At 39.3% G+C, this 18,296-nt stretch carries 15 protein-coding genes; 5 read left to right on the plus strand and 10 right to left on the minus strand.

All coding sequences use genetic code 11. From position 1 onward, the window contains the following. Positions 1–91 precede the first annotated feature (91 nt). Complete coding sequence (gene nadA / locus ACFQ3S_RS19310; protein WP_377167688.1) at positions 92–1,084, minus strand: quinolinate synthase NadA; 993 nt, start codon at positions 1,082–1,084, stop codon at positions 92–94. 411 nt (positions 1,085–1,495) lie between these two features. Here nadA and nadB point away from each other — a divergent pair, with 411 nt between their 5' ends. Both nadB and ACFQ3S_RS19320 read left to right on the plus strand, forming a co-directional pair. Next, a complete protein-coding gene (gene nadB, locus ACFQ3S_RS19315; protein ID WP_377167691.1) occupies positions 1,496–3,088 on the plus strand; it encodes an L-aspartate oxidase in 1,593 nt (530 codons plus the stop codon). Positions 3,089–3,760: 672 nt separating this feature from the next. Further along, the gene (locus ACFQ3S_RS19320; RefSeq protein ID WP_377167694.1) at positions 3,761–4,273 is read left to right on the plus strand and encodes a gamma carbonic anhydrase family protein; all 513 of its coding nucleotides are present in this window, start codon (positions 3,761–3,763) and stop codon (positions 4,271–4,273) included. Here the strand turns inward: ACFQ3S_RS19320 and ACFQ3S_RS19325 are convergent. From ACFQ3S_RS19325 to ACFQ3S_RS19345, 5 genes are all read right to left on the minus strand, one after another. After that, complete coding sequence (locus tag ACFQ3S_RS19325; RefSeq protein WP_377167697.1) at positions 4,263–5,825, minus strand: Ig-like domain-containing protein; 1,563 nt, start codon at positions 5,823–5,825, stop codon at positions 4,263–4,265. The two genes, ACFQ3S_RS19320 and ACFQ3S_RS19325, sit on opposite strands and share 11 nt — an antisense overlap. 207 nt (positions 5,826–6,032) lie before the next feature. Beyond that, a complete protein-coding gene (gene mnmG, locus ACFQ3S_RS19330; RefSeq protein ID WP_377167700.1) occupies positions 6,033–7,895 on the minus strand; it encodes a tRNA uridine-5-carboxymethylaminomethyl(34) synthesis enzyme MnmG in 1,863 nt (620 codons plus the stop codon). 52 nt (positions 7,896–7,947) lie between these two features. After that, positions 7,948–8,187 (minus strand): CBU_0592 family membrane protein, encoded by a 240-nt coding sequence (locus tag ACFQ3S_RS19335; RefSeq protein ID WP_377167703.1) that lies wholly within the window; start codon positions 8,185–8,187, stop codon positions 7,948–7,950. Further along, positions 8,184–10,055 (minus strand): ABC-F family ATP-binding cassette domain-containing protein, encoded by a 1,872-nt coding sequence (locus ACFQ3S_RS19340; protein WP_377167706.1) that lies wholly within the window; start codon positions 10,053–10,055, stop codon positions 8,184–8,186. The genes ACFQ3S_RS19335 and ACFQ3S_RS19340 overlap by 4 nt, the downstream gene beginning before the upstream one ends. Next, positions 10,052–10,708 (minus strand): NAD(P)H-binding protein, encoded by a 657-nt coding sequence (locus tag ACFQ3S_RS19345; protein WP_377167709.1) that lies wholly within the window; start codon positions 10,706–10,708, stop codon positions 10,052–10,054. Before ACFQ3S_RS19345 ends, ACFQ3S_RS19340 begins: the two co-directional genes overlap by 4 nt. Positions 10,709–10,996: 288 nt before the next feature. Between ACFQ3S_RS19345 and ACFQ3S_RS19350 the strand changes: the two genes are divergently transcribed. From ACFQ3S_RS19350 to ACFQ3S_RS19360, 3 genes are read left to right on the plus strand one after another with little or no spacing between them, the layout of a single operon-like run. Next, a complete protein-coding gene (locus tag ACFQ3S_RS19350) occupies positions 10,997–11,773 on the plus strand; it encodes an MlaE family ABC transporter permease (RefSeq protein ID WP_377167712.1) in 777 nt (258 codons plus the stop codon). A gap of 1 nt (position 11,774) precedes the next feature. Then, complete coding sequence (locus ACFQ3S_RS19355) at positions 11,775–12,566, plus strand: ABC transporter ATP-binding protein (protein WP_377167715.1); 792 nt, start codon at positions 11,775–11,777, stop codon at positions 12,564–12,566. Then, positions 12,563–13,411, plus strand: a complete 849-nt coding sequence (locus ACFQ3S_RS19360; protein ID WP_377167718.1) for an MlaD family protein — start codon at positions 12,563–12,565, stop codon at positions 13,409–13,411. The genes ACFQ3S_RS19355 and ACFQ3S_RS19360 overlap by 4 nt, the downstream gene beginning before the upstream one ends. Positions 13,412–13,451: 40 nt before the next feature. On the opposite strand, the gene ACFQ3S_RS19365 is transcribed toward ACFQ3S_RS19360, so the two are convergent. From ACFQ3S_RS19365 to ACFQ3S_RS19380, 4 genes are read right to left on the minus strand one after another with little or no spacing between them, the layout of a single operon-like run. Beyond that, positions 13,452–13,961, minus strand: coding sequence for a glutathione peroxidase (locus tag ACFQ3S_RS19365; protein ID WP_377167721.1), 510 nt, complete (start codon positions 13,959–13,961; stop codon positions 13,452–13,454). A gap of 53 nt (positions 13,962–14,014) precedes the next feature. After that, on the minus strand, positions 14,015–14,440 hold the full coding sequence (gene ybeY / locus ACFQ3S_RS19370; RefSeq protein ID WP_377167724.1) for an rRNA maturation RNase YbeY: 426 nt from the start codon (positions 14,438–14,440) through the stop codon (positions 14,015–14,017). Beyond that, entirely contained in the window at positions 14,440–14,862 is a 423-nt protein-coding gene (locus ACFQ3S_RS19375; protein ID WP_377167727.1) for an ATP-binding protein, read from the minus strand. The genes ybeY and ACFQ3S_RS19375 overlap by 1 nt, the downstream gene beginning before the upstream one ends. Before the next feature lies 1 nt (position 14,863). Continuing rightward, the gene (locus tag ACFQ3S_RS19380; RefSeq protein ID WP_377167730.1) at positions 14,864–18,220 is read right to left on the minus strand and encodes a DUF4175 family protein; all 3,357 of its coding nucleotides are present in this window, start codon (positions 18,218–18,220) and stop codon (positions 14,864–14,866) included. Positions 18,221–18,296 lie beyond the last annotated feature (76 nt).

Below are 18,296 nucleotides of genomic sequence, written 5' to 3' on the forward strand. Positions count from 1 at the left end.
CACCAAAATAAGAGTTTACAAAAGAAAAATCCCAGCCACACTCGTAACTGGGATTTTTCTTTTGACTTACAGTCGGGTAATATTCCTAAAATTATAAACCTAATTGCGCCGATATAGCCAGCATCCTTTCAATAGGCTTTACGGCTTTGGTAATTATATCGGCCGGTATATTTATTTCCGGCATCTCATTTTTAAGGCACAAATAAAGCTTTTCCAGCGTGTTTCTTTTCATGTGGGGGCAATCATTGCAGGCGCAAGTATTGTTCGGTGGAGCGGGTATAAAGGTCTTTCCGGGATTATCCTTTTCCATCTGGTGTATTATACCTGCTTCGGTAGCCACAATAAACTCTGTAGCGCTGTCATTCGTAGCATATTTCAATATACCGGTGGTAGATCCAATATAATCTGCCAGTTGCAGTATATGTTCCTCACACTCGGGGTGAGCCAGCAGTTTAGCATTAGGGTACCGCTCTTTCAGCTTAGTTATTTTTTCTCGGCTGAAGATCTCGTGCACCATACAAGCCCCGTTCCATAATACCAGGTCGCGACCAGTCTTTTTAGCCACATAAGCGCCCAGGTTACGGTCGGGTCCAAATATGATTTTTTGATCGGGAGGCAGGCTTTCCACAATTTGTATTGCATTGCTGGAGGTACATACAATATCACTCATGGCTTTCAGTTCGGCCGTACAGTTCACATAGGTAATCACCAAATGATCGGGGTACGATTCTTTAAACTTTTTAAACAGGTGTGGCGGGCAGCTGTCGGCTAATGAGCATCCGGCTTTAATATCGGGCAGCAATACCTTTTTGGTTGGGGATAGGATCTTTGCAGTTTCGGCCATAAAGTGAACACCGGCAAATACAATGATATCAGCATCGGTTTTTGCCGCTTGTTGCGATAGGCCTAGGCTATCGCCAATATAATCGGCTATATCCTGTATCTCGCCTTCCTGGTAGTAGTGCGCCAGTATCACGGCGTTCTTTTGCTTCTTCAACTTTTCTATCTCGGCATACAGGTCAAGCGTAGGGTCTACCTCTTCCTCTGCAAATCCTTTTATATTAATTTCTTCTAAAATATCCATTCCCAACATTACAATAAATACAAGTAATTTAAATTAAATATATAAACCTATTGTTATTAAGATGTGAATTGTGTGAACAATTGAATGCTTGTTTTATTGTCAAACAAACTTGTTCTACTTGTTTCCACACGTTATTAACACGTGGTAAACCTTAAACAATTGATTATCAGTAATAGCATTTAATTCACACTCATGTTAATAAACAAATGTGTGAATTAAATGCTTGTTTAGTGAGTGTGCATTACCATTGTAAAATCTCCTTAAAGTAAGTAACCATTTGGGGGTAACTTTAGTTTTTAGCACACTTTTATATAAATAATAAACTTGTTAGCTTTTTACTTACGCAAAATTAACATCTTTTGGTGGTGTTGTTAACACAAGTATTACTTTTACACATATTAGAAAGAATTTATGACAAGAAATGTGGATTTCCTGGTAATTGGGTCGGGTATTGCGGGTTTAAGTTTTGCACTTAAAGCCGCTAAACACGGTAAGGTACTGATAGTTACCAAAGCCAGTGAAGACGAATCGAATACCAAATATGCGCAAGGCGGCGTTGCCGTAGTTGTGGATAAAAAAGAAGACTCGTTTGATAAACATATCGAAGATACTTTGATAGCCGGCGACGGTCTTTGTGATGAAGAAGTTGTACGTATTGTAGTAGAGGAAGGCCCGGAGCGTATCCGTGAGATTATAGATTACGGTACAAACTTCGATAAAACTAATGAAGGCGTGTACGACCTGGCTAAAGAAGGCGGACACTCCGAATATCGGGTATTGCATTATAAGGATATTACCGGCTTTGAAATGGAGCGTTCTTTGTTAGAGCAAATCCATAACAACCCGAATATTGAGATCATTACTCATCATTTTGCGGTAGACCTGATTACCCAGCACCATTTAGGCCAGTTTGTGGATAAATCGAGTGATGACATTACGTGCTATGGTATCTATGCATTTAATACGCAGACCAAGGAGGTAGAAACCATACTTTCTAAGGTAACGGTAATGGCATCGGGTGGTGCGGGGCATATATATGCTATAACTACCAACCCGGTTATTGCTACGGGCGATGGCGTGGCAATGGTGTACCGGGCTAAAGGGAAAGTACGCAATATGGAATTTATACAGTTTCATCCAACAGCATTATATAATCCTGGTGAATATCCATCCTTTTTAATATCTGAAGCGGTGCGTGGTTTTGGCGGTATCCTCAAACGTACCAATGGTGAAGAATTCATGCAGGAATATGATCCGCGTAAATCATTAGCGCCGCGCGATATTGTGGCGCGTGCCATTGATGCTGAGATAAAAAAATCGGGAGAAGATTATGTGTACCTGGATGTACGCCATAAAAGTAAGGCCGATATATTACATCATTTCCCTAATATATATGCCAAGTGTTTAGATATTGGTATTGACATGACCAAGGATATGATCCCGGTTTCGCCGGCTTGCCATTATATGTGTGGCGGTGTGCTGGTAGATCGTGTTGGCCAATCATCTATTAAACAGCTTTACTCATGCGGTGAGTGTGCTTCAACCGGCTTGCATGGTGCTAACCGTTTGGCTTCCAATTCATTACTGGAAGCATTGGTGTTTGCGCACCGTATTTATGAAGATGCCATTACGAAATTTAACACTTACTCTATACCCGAAAACATACCCGATTGGGACGAAAAAGGGGTGCAGCTTTCTAACGAAGATATCCTGGTTACTCACAATATCCGCGAAATGCAGAAACTGATGAACGATTATGTAGGTATAGTACGATCCGATTTCCGTTTAGAGCGTGCCATGCGGCGGTTACACTTATTGTACGAGGAAACAGAAGATTTTTATAAGAAAACGAAGTTATCTGTTAAATTGTGTGAACTACGTAATTTGATCCAGGTATCATATATTGTTGTAAAATCGGCAATGGCTCGTAAAGAGAGCAGGGGATTGCATTATACTACAGACTACCCGGAGCATGCGGATGTATTGGAGGATACGGTTTTTTAATTAGAGCGGTATAACCAGGTTCTAATTCGCTACCTTCAGTTTGGAAATTTTATATGTAATAAAATTATATGTTCAATCGCGTCTGTTTAATTATCATATTTGCTTTTTCCCCCAATACTGTTATTCGCAACTTAAAATTGATTCTACTTCAAAGTTAAGCGCTGATTATGGGGTTTCAGTAAAACAGTTTTTAAATAATAATAAGTTTGATTATGCTTTATTCTGTTGGACTACATCTAACTGGAGCGAGGATGAAAACAGCATAGAAGTATTAGTTTGTCAAACTGGAAAATGGTATGTAATAAAAATTATTGTTTATGGATCTATGTTGGAGAATAACAAGCGTGTAAAATTATATTAGTCTCCTATTATAAACAAAAAAGCAAATTCAGCAATCAATGTAATTAAGCCAGAATCAACTTTTATTTATAGCCAACAGGAGTTAGACTCCACTATTGGTAAGTGTCAGTTTTCTATTTATGATGCCGGAACTGATCATCTTATTGAATATAAAAATGGGAGCATTAATTATTTGCATTATGATACGTCAAAATTCTACTTAAAAAAATGTTACCCTCAAGTCCGTCAGTATAAGCCATTAAAGCCATTTGTTAATACATACGAGCAACTTATTGCTAATGTTAAAAGGTTTATTTAAATTAATTTTTATACATGCCTCTTATACTCCCTGTAAAAAATAAAATTCCCCAATGGGGCGAAAATTGTTTCCTTGCCCCAAACTCTACCATAGTTGGCGACGTTTCTATGGGCGACAATTGCTCAGTATGGTTTAACGCTGTGATCAGGGGTGATGTAAATAGTATCATTATTGGTCACCATACTAATATACAAGATGGGGTATGCATACACGCCACTTACTTAAAAGCATCTACTGCTATTGGCAATTACGTATCTATAGGTCACAATGCTATCATACATGGCTGTAAATTAAAGGATTACGTATTAATAGGTATGGGTGCTATTGTAATGGACGACGCTGTGGTACAATCGAACGTTATTATAGCGGCTGGTTCTGTTGTACTGGAAAAAACTATTTGTGAATCGGGTTATTTATATGCAGGTACGCCAGCCAAAAAAATTAAGCCGTTAACGGATGAGCAATTGAAACTACTTCAAAAATTACCTCACAATTATAACTTATACGCCAGCTGGTTTATGGAGTAGCTTCCTCTTTTGGTATTACTAAAGGTTCTTCCATCTCCCAATTAGCGCGCAGAGTTATTTCTTTGTCGCTATACCATGATTTTTCAGCGTAAGCTTTGGTACGTACGTTACCACTGTCGCCTTTGCCGTTCTTATTGGTATCGTAAGTTACTTTGATGTTATACTTGCCCGTAAAGAAGTTCTTGTAAACAACGGACTTATTACCCTTTATAACATCAGTTTGTAGAGTCACTTTTTTACCGTCCTGAATTTCTACAATATAATTTTTGCTGGTATCTGGCACGGTAATTTTCAGTGTAAGGGTCCCATAGTTCTCGGTCTTATCTATCAGGAAACGTTTATTAAGTTCTTTATTTTTATCTCCGTAAATATCGGTAAGTGCGTCTTCCGCAAATGACAATTCGTAACGTGTAGCTTGTTTCCAACGATGTTTAATACTCAGTTTTTTTGGGTTATTTGCATCTTTAATAATTGCCAAATTATTAATCGCTACTGAATCTTCCAATAGTTTGATTTTACTAATATCAAAAGTTTCCAGTGGAAAATTGGCGGTGAGCAACAGATCAGCTCCTGGTCTTAATTTATTATCTATGTTAATATTATAGCTTATACCCAGGTTTCGTTTAAAACTTTCGTTCTTTCCTTTTCTTAGCGCTACCGTGTCAATGAACTTGTTTTGATCGGCTATGGCTACACTTAAGGAGTCAAAGTCCATATTTTTTAAATAAATAAGCGCGGTATCTCGAGTTTTGCTAAAATCTACAAATTTTTGTTCGTCAGATGTACTTGGATAATTGATTTTAATGGAAGGACTGGTCAATGGTTTATTGAATATCAAAGTAACCTTACCATCTGAATCAAATCTTTTTGAACTAACCCTAAATTTATCTGGTACTTGCTTAAATAAATTCAGTTCAATTCCAGTAACATCATTTTGCAGTTTAACGGGTTGTTTTAAAAAGGCAATGAGTTCGGTATCGCTGTTATATATTTTATCGGGCGATTGCTCTTTTAACGCGTAAATGGTATAGTCACCATCGTGCAAATTATTAAGCGCAAAGTTTCCTGATGAATCTGTAGTGGTATAATAGGCCGGCTTCTTTTTGCCAAATAGGGCGGAGTCTTGCTTCGCCGGGAAGATCATTACTGTGGCTTCCTTTTCGGGTTGAGCAGTAATTGTATTGTTCACTTTACCAGTAATGCTCAATGAGTCTATTTGGTCACCTGTAGAAAAAACGTAGGTAAAGTTTTTTAACAGGTTAGATTCATTGACATCGGCAATAGCTTTACCAAAATTAAAAACGTAGGTTGTGTTTTTTTGGAGACTATCATTAAGCTTGATAAACAGGCTCCGTCCTTTGGTCAGGTATTCGGGTTGCTTCTCGAAAGCCGGACTAATACTTACTTCGGTATATGGGCTACTTAATTTAAAGTACTCGTCAAAATCGAGTTGAATTTGCTTCGATGAAAATCTTCGAGTCTTGTTTTCAGGAAAAGCTTTTAAAAGTTTGGGTGGGGTACGATCTCGCGGGCCGCCTTGGGGCCTTTGCATACTTGCACATCCAATGATCAACAACAAGCAAAATATGGCAATAACATGAGGTAAAAAACCAGGCCTTAATTTTAAAAGCATTTTTAAGCGTTATAAGCAATTTTAAACGATTTTGGAACTGGTATATTAAAAATAAAAAATAATGGCTTTAACATATATTTATTAAAGCCATATTTCACCCGAAATCACCAATTTTTTTAAATAATTTTATCTGGAGATATGAACCATTAAAACAGAAATGTCTGATGGAGACACACCCGATATTCGGGAAGCTTGTCCAAGTGTACGTGGTTTAATACGCATCAATTTTTCACGTGCTTCTTTTGATAATGACACCAATTGCTGATAATTAAATTCAGGGTTGATCTCTTTATCCTCCATCTTTCGCATCCGTTCTACTATTTCCAATTCCTTATCAAAGTAACTCTCGTATTTGATTTTTATTTCAGCTTGCTCTACAGTTTCTTTGTCGTAAGCTGATAGCAGTACATCCAGTGACGGATCAACTTTTCTTAGATCATTAAAGCCAATCTGCGGGCGACCTAAAAGGGAAAACATCTTTACATTTTGATTCAAGGTACTTGTACCTAATTCTTCCAATAATGAATTCAGCTTAGCAGCATCAACCGACTTGGTACGGGTGTAAGCTACAATATCATCCGAGTTTTTTACCTTTTGTTGTACAATGTCTAAACGCTCGTCGCTGATTAAGCCCAATTCATGGCCAATTGGAGAAAGACGTATATCAGCATTATCCTGACGTAACAGTAAGCGATGCTCGGCCCTGGAGGTAAACATGCGGTAAGGTTCTTCAGTACCCTTAGTTACCAGGTCATCTATCAGTACGCCAATATATGATTCCGAACGTTTCATAATCAGCTCATGCAAATCGTGTACTTTTTGATGCGCGTTAATACCAGCTATGAACCCTTGAGAGGCAGCTTCCTCATATCCTGTAGTACCATTGATCTGTCCGGCAAGGAAAAGGTTACGGATCTTTTTAGTTTCCAGTGTTAGGTATAACTGGGTAGGGGGGAAGTAATCGTACTCAATAGCATAACCTGGTCGGAACATTTTGGCTTTCTCAAAACCTGGAATTTGTGTTAAGGCGCGGTACTGTACGTCTTCAGGCAACGAAGTAGAGAAACCATTTACATAAATCTCTACCGTATTAAATCCTTCGGGTTCCACAAAAATCTGGTGACGGTCCCGTTCGGCAAACCGGTTTATCTTATCTTCTATGGAAGGGCAATAACGAGGACCTAAACCCTTTATACGACCGGTAAACATGGGCGATTTTTCAAAGCCTTCTTTTAAGGTTTCGTGTACTTTGTTGTTGGTATAAGTAATCCAGCAGCAGCGTTTTTCTGTAGGACGTGCCACATCGGCATAAGAAAAACGACCGGGATCTTCATCGCCCCACTGTTCTTCCATGAGGCTATAATTTAAACTACGGCCATCAACACGGGGCGGGGTTCCTGTCTTCATTCGGCCTGCTTCAAAGCCTAGTTCAACCAATTGCTCGGTTAAACCCGTGGCTGATTTTTCACCGGTGCGGCCACCGCCAAAACGTTTTTCGCCTATATGTATTACTCCATTTAAAAAGGTACCGTTAGTTAACACTACAGCATTGCATTCTATCTCCACACCTAAAGATGTACGTACGCCACAAACAGTATCGTTCTTTACTATAAGCGATGTTACGGTGTCTTGCCACATGTCCACATTGTCGGTATGTTCTAAAGCTAACCGCCACTCCTCGGCAAATCGCATGCGATCATTTTGAGCACGAGGGCTCCACATGGCAGGGCCTTTGCTTAAATTAAGCATGCGGAATTGTATGGTAGTTTTGTCGGCTATGATACCGGAGTAACCGCCCAATGCATCTATTTCACGCACTATTTGCCCTTTAGCTACACCACCCATTGCCGGGTTGCAACTCATCTGTGCAATAGTGCCCATATTCATGGTTATGAGCAAAACTGATGAGCCCAGGTTGGCCGCCGCCGCCGCCGCTTCACAGCCAGCATGGCCTGCTCCGGCAACTATTACATCGTATTTTTTAAACATTTAAACCTCCAATGTTCCACGTGGAACAATTACAAAATTACTACCCATTAGATCATGTTCCACGTGGAACTTTAAATAATGATATTAGTGCTACAAACGCCCAAATGCTCTCTAATATTACAAATGGCCAAAAGCTAATCAAGTACGATGAATAGCCGCACATGCCCGCACCTACAAAATTCATTAAAGCATACGCTTTACTATCGGGACTGATTTTCTTAAACAAATTAAGCATAAAGCCAATGAGTAATATGATCACTCCTATAGATGCTATAATATCCGACGTCTTCATATACCTTCTCTCAGCTCTACTAATTCCATCCAACGTGAGCTTTTCTCGTCAAGCAATATCTTCATATCTTCAATTTCGGTAGAGAGCAGAAGCAGTTGCTGATGATCGGCAACTGTGCTTAATTGATCTGTTATAATACTTATTTCTTTCTCAATACTTTCAATATCGGCCTCTAATGTTTCCAGTTCCTTTTGTTCTTTAAAGGATAGTTTATTCTTTTTAGCTGCCGCTACAGCCGGGATAGGAGCTACGTTAATAGGCTTGTTTTTTAAAGCTTGCTTAGCTTCTTCCTGCTCTAAACGGTACGATGAGTAGTTGCCATTATATAAGTCTACATGGCCGCTACCTTCAACAACAAATAGCTGGTCGGTTAGCTTATCGAGCAGGTACCTATCGTGCGATACCATTAACAAGATGCCGGTATAGCTGGTTAAAAACTCCTCTAAAACATTTAAGGTATCAATATCCAAATCGTTTGTAGGCTCATCCAAAATCAAAAAATTCGGATTCTTCATCAGGATATTGAGCAGGTGCAAGCGTTTTTTTTCGCCACCACTTAATAAGGATATATAACCATATTGACGAGCAGGAGGAAAAAGAAACAAAGTAAGCAGTTGCGCTGCCGATATGGTTTTACCATCGGCCATGGTAATAAATTCAGCTACGTTTTTAACCACATCAATTACACGTTCGTCATCTTTAAACGTCATACCTGCCTGGTTAAAGTAACCGATCACGGTAGTTTCCCCTTTTTCTAAGTGGCCGCTATCAGGTTGTAATAACCCGGTAAACATGTTTAATAAAGTTGATTTACCGCTTCCGTTTTTACCGGCTATACCTACTCGGTCGCCCTTTTTAAATACGTAGCTAAAGTCATCTATTACCTTACGGTCTCTAAAGGTTTTGGTGATGTGATACACCTCCATAATTTTATTACCCTGGCGTGCAGTTTTGGTACTTAATTCTACCTTACCATTAGGGCCATGGTTTTTTGTTTTATCTTCCAGGTCATAAAAAGCTTCAATACGTGCTTTAGATTTTGTACCACGCGCCTGTGGTTGGCGACGCATCCACTCTAATTCCTTTTTTAACAAGTTAGAATTCTTTTGAAACTGTAGCTCATTTGTGCTTTCACGTTCGGCTTTCTTTTCCAGGTAATACTGGTAGTTGCCATTATAATTAAAGATCTTGCCGCGTTCAATTTCTATAATCTCGTTACATACGTTATCTAAAAAATATCTATCGTGCGTAACCATCAATATGGTTTTAGAGCCATCGGTCAGTAACTTTTCCAGCCACTCAATGGTGTCAATGTCCAGGTGATTGGTCGGCTCATCTAATACATAAACATCAGGGTCTTCAATTAACAGCTTAGCTAAAGCCAAACGTTTCTTTTGCCCGCCCGATAGGGTATCTATCCGCTGATCTAAATGATGAATATCCAGGCGGCCTAAGATATTCTTGATCTGGTATTCATATTCCCAAGCGTTAACTGCGCTAAGTTCTTCCGTAATTTGCTCAATAGCTTTTTCATTATTGGGGTCGTTTTCCAGCAACTGTTCATATTTTAAAATGAGTTGCTGCTGAATGTTATCCTTATGAAAAATATAATCGCTGATAGTATGACCTTTTTCAAACAAGGGATCTTGCTCCAGGTAGCCTGGGCGAAGGTCTCTTGCGGTTACTACCTTGCCTTCGGTTGGGTTGATTTTGCCCGATAATAATTTCAATAATGTCGATTTACCGGCACCATTAACCCCTACTAAGGCCACGCGACGTCCGCGATTAATTCCTAAAGTCAGGTTACGAAACAACCAGTTGTCATGAAATGAATGACCTAAATTTTCTGCTGATAGATAAGTGCTCACGCTAATTTTTTTATATGATCGGACGGATGTATAAACACACCCTTTTCCTTATTTAATGATTGTTTATACATGGCCTTTGCAACAGTGGCAGCCGGTATGCTTTGATACCTTTTTAACGCACCCATCAATATGGGGTTAACTATAGCCATTACCATGGTAGCTAATTTTTCTATTAACCTGTATTCTTTACGGCTACCGGTTAATAATGATGGTCGGTAAATATGTAAGGTTGGCAAATCAATTGCTTGGATATCGTTTTCAGTTTCCCCTTTGAGTTTGTTATAAAAAGCAAGGGATCTAAAATCTGCCCCTATCGCAGATACCAGCTGGTAATTGGGAATATGATTTTCTTTAGCAATATGTGCCAATTTAACGGGGTAGTCATGATCAACTTTGCGGTACATACGTTGGCTTGGTGTTTTGCTTTTGGTGGAACCTAAACAGCAAAATAGGGCACATCCTTTAATAATGCATTTAAAATCGTCTAATTTTTCAAAATCAACCACCAATTGCACCAGTTTTTTGTTTTGCAAGGGCAATTCTTTACGCACCAATATTAAAACTTCATCGTAATATTGTTCTTTTAATAATATTTGTAATAGTTCTCCTCCAACTAACCCACTTGCGCCAGCCACAATTGCTTTACTTGCCATAACTTAATAAGTGTGTAAAGGTACATAAAGTTAATTTATCTCTTAAACTACATGTTTAAACACTAAAAAGATTTATTATCAATAATGTTTCTGATGCCTGTATAAACAATTGCGTTATAATGGTGTTCAGGCTATAGTTTATTGGCTAATTACCAATCATAAACATACCTTTCTTTGTATGAATGTGCTGTTTACAGAAAAGCAATATGATTTAGTGTTGATTATGCTATGGAGCTATACAAATAATACAACTTATACGCGTATTTTTATACCATTAAATAAAATATTATGGCAGAACAAATTCTAAATTCTGGCTGGCGGAGATGGGTAGAAAGCATTGGCGATCAAACTGCATTTTTAACAAATTTTTTCCGTAATGTTTTTTCAGGAGGATTTGAATGGTCGGAATTTGTTCGCCAGTGTTACGAGATCGGCTACAAATCGCTTACGTTGGTTAGTATCACCTCTTTTATTATGGGTTTGGTACTTATTTTACAACTGCGCCCAACATTAGTTGAATTTGGTGCAGCAAGTATGTTACCGCAAACGCTGGCCGTATCTATAATACGAGAAATGGGGCCTATTATTACTGCCATAATTTGTGCAGGTAAAATAGCATCCAGCATTGGAGCCGAATTGGGAAGCATGAAGGTTACCGAGCAAATTGATGCGATGGAAGTATCGGGCGCAAACCCGGTGCAATACCTGGTGGTAACACGTATATTGGCCACTACATTAATGATCCCCTTACTTACTATGATGGGCGATTTCATATCCTTAATTGGAGGTTTTTTTGCGCTCAACTTTACCGATGATGTTAGCTTTACCTTGTATTTTACCAAGTGTTTTGCATCGCTCGATTTTAGCGATTACCTGCCCGCGCTTGTTAAAACACTTTTTTTTGGTTTTGCTATAGGTTTTGTGGGCTGCTATAAAGGTTTCAACTCAAATAAAGGTACCGAAAGCGTAGGGCTGGCGGCTAATTCGGCTGTGGTAACGGCATCGTTGTGGGTCTTCTTTATTGATATGCTGGCTGTACAAATCACTAACTTGTTGTATTACTAATATGGAAAATGTAAAACAACACGATTTAAAAGCCGAACATCGGTCTGGTAAAACAGATGAGATTATGGTGGAGATCAAGAATCTTAAAAAGAGTTTTGGCAGCAAAGAAGTGTTAAAGAATATAAATCTTACTCTGCACAAAGGGGAGAACTTGATAGTGCTGGGCCGTTCAGGCCAGGGCAAATCGGTTACTATACAGTGCATTGTAGGCCTTTTAACACCCGATGAAGGGTCGGTTAAGGTATTTAGCAAGGATGTACCTGAGTTGAGTACTAACGAGCTTAAAGATCTTCGTACCAAGGTTGGCTTTCTATTTCAGAGCGGAGCGCTATATGATTCTATGACGGTTAAAGAAAACCTGGAGTTTGCATTAACACGGGTGCTTAAAATTAACGACCAACAGGAGTTAGATCAGCGCGTACAGGAAGTACTGGAAGGTGTTGGCCTTCCCGAAGCAATTGATAAAATGCCGTCGGACCTATCGGGAGGTATGCGTAAACGGGTTGGGTTGGCACGTACATTGATTGTTAAGCCCGAAATTATGCTTTACGATGAGCCAACAACGGGTTTGGATCCGATTACTTCGCGCGAGATTAGTGAGCTGATACTCGAGATGCAGAAAAAATACAAAACATCGTCGATTATTATTACACACGATATGGAATGCGCCCGCATAACCGGAGACCGTGTGCTAATTATGAACGATGGCGAATATATAGCAGAAGGGACGTTTGAAGAGTTGCAACACTCCGAAGACCAATTTGTAAAATCATTCTTTTTAGATACATTATGAAAACAACATCGGGACAAAAATTAAAGATAGGCATATTCGTATTGGTAGGCTTGGTTGTAATATTTTTGGGCATATTTCTTATTGGTAGCCAAAAGAGCATGTTCAACTCTACCTTTGGGGTATATGGCGTATTTAAAAACGTTAACGGCCTGATGGTGGGTAATAATGTACGCTTTGCCGGCATTAACGTAGGTGTGGTAGAAGGCATCAACATCGTATCGGACAGTGCCGTTAGGGTAGATCTTACTTTGAACAATAACGTAAGGAAGTTTATTAAAAAAGATGCCAAAGTAAGCATAGGAAGCGACGGGTTAATGGGCGATAAACTGGTTGTTATAAGCCCGGGTGGTTCTACCAGCCGTACTGAGGTTGAGGGTGGAGATAAGTTAGTGGCTGTGAACCCTTTAGATGTTGATAAAATTATTAATAAGTTAACCAAGGTGGCCGATAATGCCGAGGAATTGACCAGTAACCTTACCGATATTGTACGTGATATTAACCAGGGCAAAGGATCGTTAGGTAAATTATTGAAGAATGATCAGATAGCGCGCGATCTGGCCACAACAGTATCATCGGCAAAAACAACCATTGGTAATGCCAATAAAACAACCGTAACGTTAAATGAAGATTTAAAAGCAGCACAAAGCAATTTCTTGCTAAGGGGTTTCTTTAAGAATAAGGACAAAGCTAAGCAGCGAAAAATAGACTCGGCGCGTAAAGCACAGGAGAAAATAAAAAAGGAAAGTGACAAAGCTGCTAATAAAGCCAAAGACGAACAGGAGAAGCTGAGAAAGCAACAGGAAAAGGCAGCTAAAAAAGCAAGAGAAGAAGCTGAAAAGAATTAATAAAAAAGGTGCTGGAGTTTAACTTCAGCACCTTTTTGTTTTATAACTGGCTGGTTATTTCAGTTGATAGCGGTGTAGTAGCCGAACGATAACGGTGAATTAATTTACCATTTTCGTCTATAAGGAATTTCTCAAAGTTCCATTTAATATCGCCGGTAAAATCAGGATTTTCCTGTGTGGTTAAGTATTGAAATATAGGTGCAATATCTAAACCTTTAACACTAACCTTTTCGGTTAGTGGAAAAGTAACGCCAAAGTTTTTAGTGCAAAACTCTTTAATGTCAGCATTAGTGCCCGGCTCCTGGCCGTTAAAGTTATTGGCCGGAAATCCAATAACCACAAGCTTATCTTTGTACTGATCGGCAAGTTTTTGCAGATCGGCATATTGCTTAGTGTAACCGCATTTAGATGCTGTGTTTACAATTAGCACTTTTTTGCCTTTATACTTTGATAGTTTAAAGTCTTTTCCTTCAATAGATTTTACTTTGAAGTCGTAAATGGTACTGGGTGCAGTAAACAGCAATACCATCATTAAAGCTAATATTTTCATAATTAATTTAGTTTATTTAAAATACGAAGCAAATGTAGCTAATGGATTACTAATCAGAAACTTTTTATAGCCAGATACTCATTTTCTTTGGCTGTCATCAGTTTTTTATCAGCAGGTTTTTTATCGGGGTATCCCAGTAAATGCAAAGCGCCATGGATCATCACCCGGTGAAGCTCATTATCGGCATCAACATTAAAGGTTACGGCGTTTTCCTGGGTTCGTTCTACCGAAATAAATATATCGCCGGTAATGGTGCCGGGTTTTTCCGAATTGTCAAAGGTAACAATATCGGTGTAGGTATCGTGATCTAAATATTGCTTATTGATTTCAAGAAGGTATGCATCTGAGCATAAAATATAGTTTAGCTCATTTAAGCGGTAGCCCTCGGCCTTAATAGCGTTCTTTATCCAGCGTTTAAGCTGCAGTTTGTTCTTAAATTTATAGTTTGTGTCTTCAGTAAAAAAATGAATTGCGGCCATTAATATTTAAAGTGCAGTTCTACTTCGTTACCACGTGAATTGAAAATACACTGATCGGCAAGGTGTTTTAAAATAAATACGCCCCTTCCGGTCAGTTTTTCCAGGTTTTCTTCGGCGGTTGGATCGGGCAGGTGATTGTAATCAAAACCATCTCCTTCATCGGTAATGGTCCAAACAGCGCGTTTGGTATCAACTTCAGCATTAATAATTACTCTTTTATTAGGATCGAGTTTATTACCATGCACAATAGCATTGATAGCAGCCTCATTAAGGCAGGTCATCATGTTAGCAAAGCTATCTTCGCTTATCTTAAACTTATCAGCAATGTCTTCTATCAAATTTTCGAGCAGTGTGATGCTCTCATACGTTGACGGAAGTTGAAGTGTGTACAGTTCCCCTGCTTCAACACTGTTTGGTGGCATATTATTTTGCATTAAGTTGGTCAAAGTAACGTTTAATTTTTTGTTTATAGTATAGATTGAGTGCAGATGGTACTGTTTGTATCTGTTCAGTCTGCTTTGCCTTTAATTGCTCATAATTTTGCAAAGCTTTTATATACCCCGGTGGTTTATTTTCTCCTGCCCGGCTTTCGCGCTGTTTATCTTGCTCGCGTTCCTGTTGGGCTTTGTCGGCTTCCAGTAAACGCGTTTGGATCAATTGCTGTCTCTTTAACGATTCTTCCGTGATTTTCTTGTTTACGAGATCGGTTTCAGTTTGTTCCATTTCTTTCGAAATTTTGTCTAAACTACCAGGTTTACCTGTGCCATTTTTATTTTGCTCGCGGCTTATTTGCTCTATTTGCTGCCTTATGGCTTGTTGTTGCCTTGCCATGCGGGCCAGTTGTTCGCTAATGTTATTTCCTTCACCACTTTTGCTTTCCTGGCCCATGGTGCTTTGCCCTTTATTTCCCTGCTCTCCTTGCTGCTGCATTTGCTCGCGCATTTTTTGCATATTTTGATTGAGCTGCTGCTGTTGCTGGCTCAATTGAGACAGGGACTGCGATTGTTTTTTACCGCCTTTGCTGCTGCCTTTACTCATGGCGTTTTGTAAGTTGTCTAATGCCTCGCTCAGCATTAACGCCAAATTGTTCATAGCCGTCATGGCGTATTGCTGACTGCGGTTGGCTTCGGGAGTGCGGCGGTCCCCCAGTTGATCCAGTGCTTTATCTATATTGGTATTAATGGCGGTTACTTCCTGGTTTACGGTAGCTTGTATTTGTGGAATGCGGCGACTTAAAGCATATAAGGTATCTTCGGCCGTTTTTAAATTATCTTTAATATCCTTTTGCCTTTGTGCGGTTAAAACATAGTTAGGGTCATTGGCTCGCATTCCTCTAAACGCTTGCATCACCTTTTCTTGTTCAAACGAACTGCTTACCAGCACTTTTAACAACTCGCGCAGCTGCTGCTCATTTACTGTGTTCTCCTGCTCCTCCCCTTTTTGCTGATCCTGCTGCATTTTTTGTGCCATTTTTTGCATTTTTTGAGCGGCTTGTTTTTGAGCTTGTGTAGCTTTAGCTTTATCGTTTTTTTGCAGTTGTTGGCTGCTGTTATCCATTTGTTGATCTACAGCCTCTTCTTCTTTTTCCGGTTCGTTAAAATTGTTCTTCTGTTCCAGCTCTTTATTGGCCTTGTCCAATTCCTGTAAAGACTTTTTAACGTCTTTAAAATCTTGCTTAAGCTGTTCCTGATTTTTTTGCAGTTGTTGATTATTGGCATCAGGCTGCTGAGTTTGTTCGGCCAGCTTCTCCTGTTTTTCGGCCAGTTTATTTATTTGATCAATATTTTGATTGAGCTTTTGTTCAAACTCCAACTGCTTATAAAGCTCCAGCATACGGTCTAATTCCTTTTTTAAGGATTTGTTGTCGTTCTGCATTTTCGACAATTCGTTGCGGGTGCCTTCTTTTTGCTCCCTTTCCAGCATTTGTTGTAGCCTTTTTAACATTTCCTGGGTTTTTTCATCCATTAAATTTTTAAAAAGGTCTTCCATTTCTTTTTGCTTTTCCTGCAATTCAGGATTTTGCGGCTGGTTCTCCTGCCGGTTAAACTGGTCTTTTTTGTTTTCGTTTTGTACTTCTTTTACCAATTCGTTCAACTCTGCTTTTTTACGAAGTAGATCTTCTACCTGTTTCTTTTCTTCAAAGCTTAACGTATTCTTGTTCAGGAGCATTTGATTTAGCTTTTGAGCATCGCGTTCTACTTGCCCTGCCAGTTTTATGGCCGATTGCATTTTTTGTTTGACTGCTTTGGTATTAGCGTTCAGCTGCTCATTCTGCTCTTTTTCGGTAGGGGTTTGTAGCGTACGCTCGGGCGACCGAACTCTTTTAGGGCCCTGTACGGCATCATTATCAGCTACTTCAAAATAATAGGTTACCTGGCTGCCTGGTGTAATGCCCAGTTGCTTTAAATCCCAAAAGTAAAAGAAGTTAGCCTGGCTATTGCTAAGGTTGGCTTTTACCTGGCGAGTAAAAGATTTTTGGCTGCTGCCAGAGATATTGGTGCTGTAATGAAAGGTTAATGATGAAAAGCCATGATCATCGCGCACATCGCCTGTAAAATATAATGCCTTGCTACTGATCGAATCCTGCTTTTCGAGGATATTAATGGCTGGCATTTCATCGGCAATAATATTGATGTGGTAGTTGGCCGCATCGCCTGTTTGGGCACTATTGTTTAAAGGTGTTAAGCTGTAGCTACTGTTTTTATATATTTTTTCGCTATGATGAAAGCGTCCGTTTTTAACGGCAGCTAATTGCTGTTTCTTTCGATCGAAAGTAAACTGTAATGCATCGGCATTTTGGGTGTGTATTTGCCATTTTACCGTGGTTCCCGCCGGTACGGAAATATCGCCGGCATTAATTAGTTTTTCGCTGGTTTTATGCAGGTAAGCTGGGTAAACTAATTCTAAATCAAAGTTCAGCAACGAGGGTTTTAAACCCACTTGTATATGGTAAGGCTGCGATGTAAAACCATTGGCTGTTATACGAAAAGTAGTGTTTTGCTGCAAATTAGTAAACAGGTAATGAAAACGTGACAGGTTTTCCTTATCCAGTTTAAAAGTATTACTCCCCGTTTCTACGTATATAGAAGCCGGCAGGTTATTACCCTCCAGTTTTACATCCAGTTTAAAGTCGCTACCCTGCACTGCTTTTAAGGCCGGGTTAAGTACAATAAATTTGAATGGGGCTGCCGGTATAAAGCGCTGGTTATGATGAATAAGCCGGTTGGTGCTTTCGATTAATATGGATGGTGCCGTAAAAGCAACCATAATAATAATGGCTACGGGCAAAGCCACCCACTTTAAATAACGGTTGTTATGTTTCAGGTTAATAGCCGATGGAAAACTGATGGGGCTAAGCGTGTTTAATTTTTGATTGATGCTGGCCTCAATTAACTGGCGGTGGCTTTCGTTTGTGTCGGCCTGTTTTTTTAGCTGCAGGGTATTCAGTAGTTTATCTTTTACTTCGCCAAAATGCTGGCCTATAATTTCGGCAGCTTCATCATGGGTGAGTGTTTTTCCTAAATTAAAATAGGCAAATAAAGAAGGTATAACCAGCCAAAAAAGCAGTGACAGGTTTAACACGATAAACGTGTAAAAAAGAATTGTGCGAAAAGTAGTGTTGAAATTGCCGAAATGTTCGAGCAGGGTAATGGCAATATACGCAGAAAACAAACCGGCGCCTAAAAAAATAAGTCCGCGAAGCAAATTATTAAGGTAGTATTTGCGAATGTAAGCGTTTACTTTGTCAATTAATCCGATATAATTATCTGGTGCCTGCATACAGTAACACTAATGTAGCTTTTTTAAATGCAAACGAAAACTTTCAAATTAATTTATAGTAAATAATTCTTTAGGT

Source organism: Mucilaginibacter terrae, from assembly GCF_042679325.1.
Lineage (GTDB): Bacteria > Bacteroidota > Bacteroidia > Sphingobacteriales > Sphingobacteriaceae > Mucilaginibacter > Mucilaginibacter terrae.

Bases quoted from the DNA above. Each gene is read 5' to 3' on its own strand.
- ACFQ3S_RS19360 (WP_377167718.1), top strand. From the start codon at position 12,563: ATGAAAACAACATCGGGACAAAAATTAAAGATAGGCATATTCGTATTG.
- ACFQ3S_RS19380 (WP_377167730.1), bottom strand. From the start codon at position 18,220: ATGCAGGCACCAGATAATTATATCGGATTAATTGACAAAGTAAACGCT.
- ACFQ3S_RS19325 (WP_377167697.1), bottom strand. From the start codon at position 5,825: ATGCAAAGGCCCCAAGGCGGCCCGCGAGATCGTACCCCACCCAAACTT.
- ACFQ3S_RS19335 (WP_377167703.1), bottom strand. From the start codon at position 8,187: ATGAAGACGTCGGATATTATAGCATCTATAGGAGTGATCATATTACTC.
- ACFQ3S_RS19350 (WP_377167712.1), top strand. From the start codon at position 10,997: ATGGCAGAACAAATTCTAAATTCTGGCTGGCGGAGATGGGTAGAAAGC.
- mnmG (WP_377167700.1), bottom strand. From the start codon at position 7,895: ATGTTTAAAAAATACGATGTAATAGTTGCCGGAGCAGGCCATGCTGGC.
- nadA (WP_377167688.1), bottom strand. From the start codon at position 1,084: ATGGATATTTTAGAAGAAATTAATATAAAAGGATTTGCAGAGGAAGAG.
- ACFQ3S_RS19355 (WP_377167715.1), top strand. From the start codon at position 11,775: ATGGAAAATGTAAAACAACACGATTTAAAAGCCGAACATCGGTCTGGT.
- ACFQ3S_RS19365 (WP_377167721.1), bottom strand. From the start codon at position 13,961: ATGAAAATATTAGCTTTAATGATGGTATTGCTGTTTACTGCACCCAGT.
- ACFQ3S_RS19375 (WP_377167727.1), bottom strand. From the start codon at position 14,862: ATGCCACCAAACAGTGTTGAAGCAGGGGAACTGTACACACTTCAACTT.
- ybeY (WP_377167724.1), bottom strand. From the start codon at position 14,440: ATGGCCGCAATTCATTTTTTTACTGAAGACACAAACTATAAATTTAAG.
- nadB (WP_377167691.1), top strand. From the start codon at position 1,496: ATGACAAGAAATGTGGATTTCCTGGTAATTGGGTCGGGTATTGCGGGT.
- ACFQ3S_RS19345 (WP_377167709.1), bottom strand. From the start codon at position 10,708: ATGGCAAGTAAAGCAATTGTGGCTGGCGCAAGTGGGTTAGTTGGAGGA.
- ACFQ3S_RS19320 (WP_377167694.1), top strand. From the start codon at position 3,761: ATGCCTCTTATACTCCCTGTAAAAAATAAAATTCCCCAATGGGGCGAA.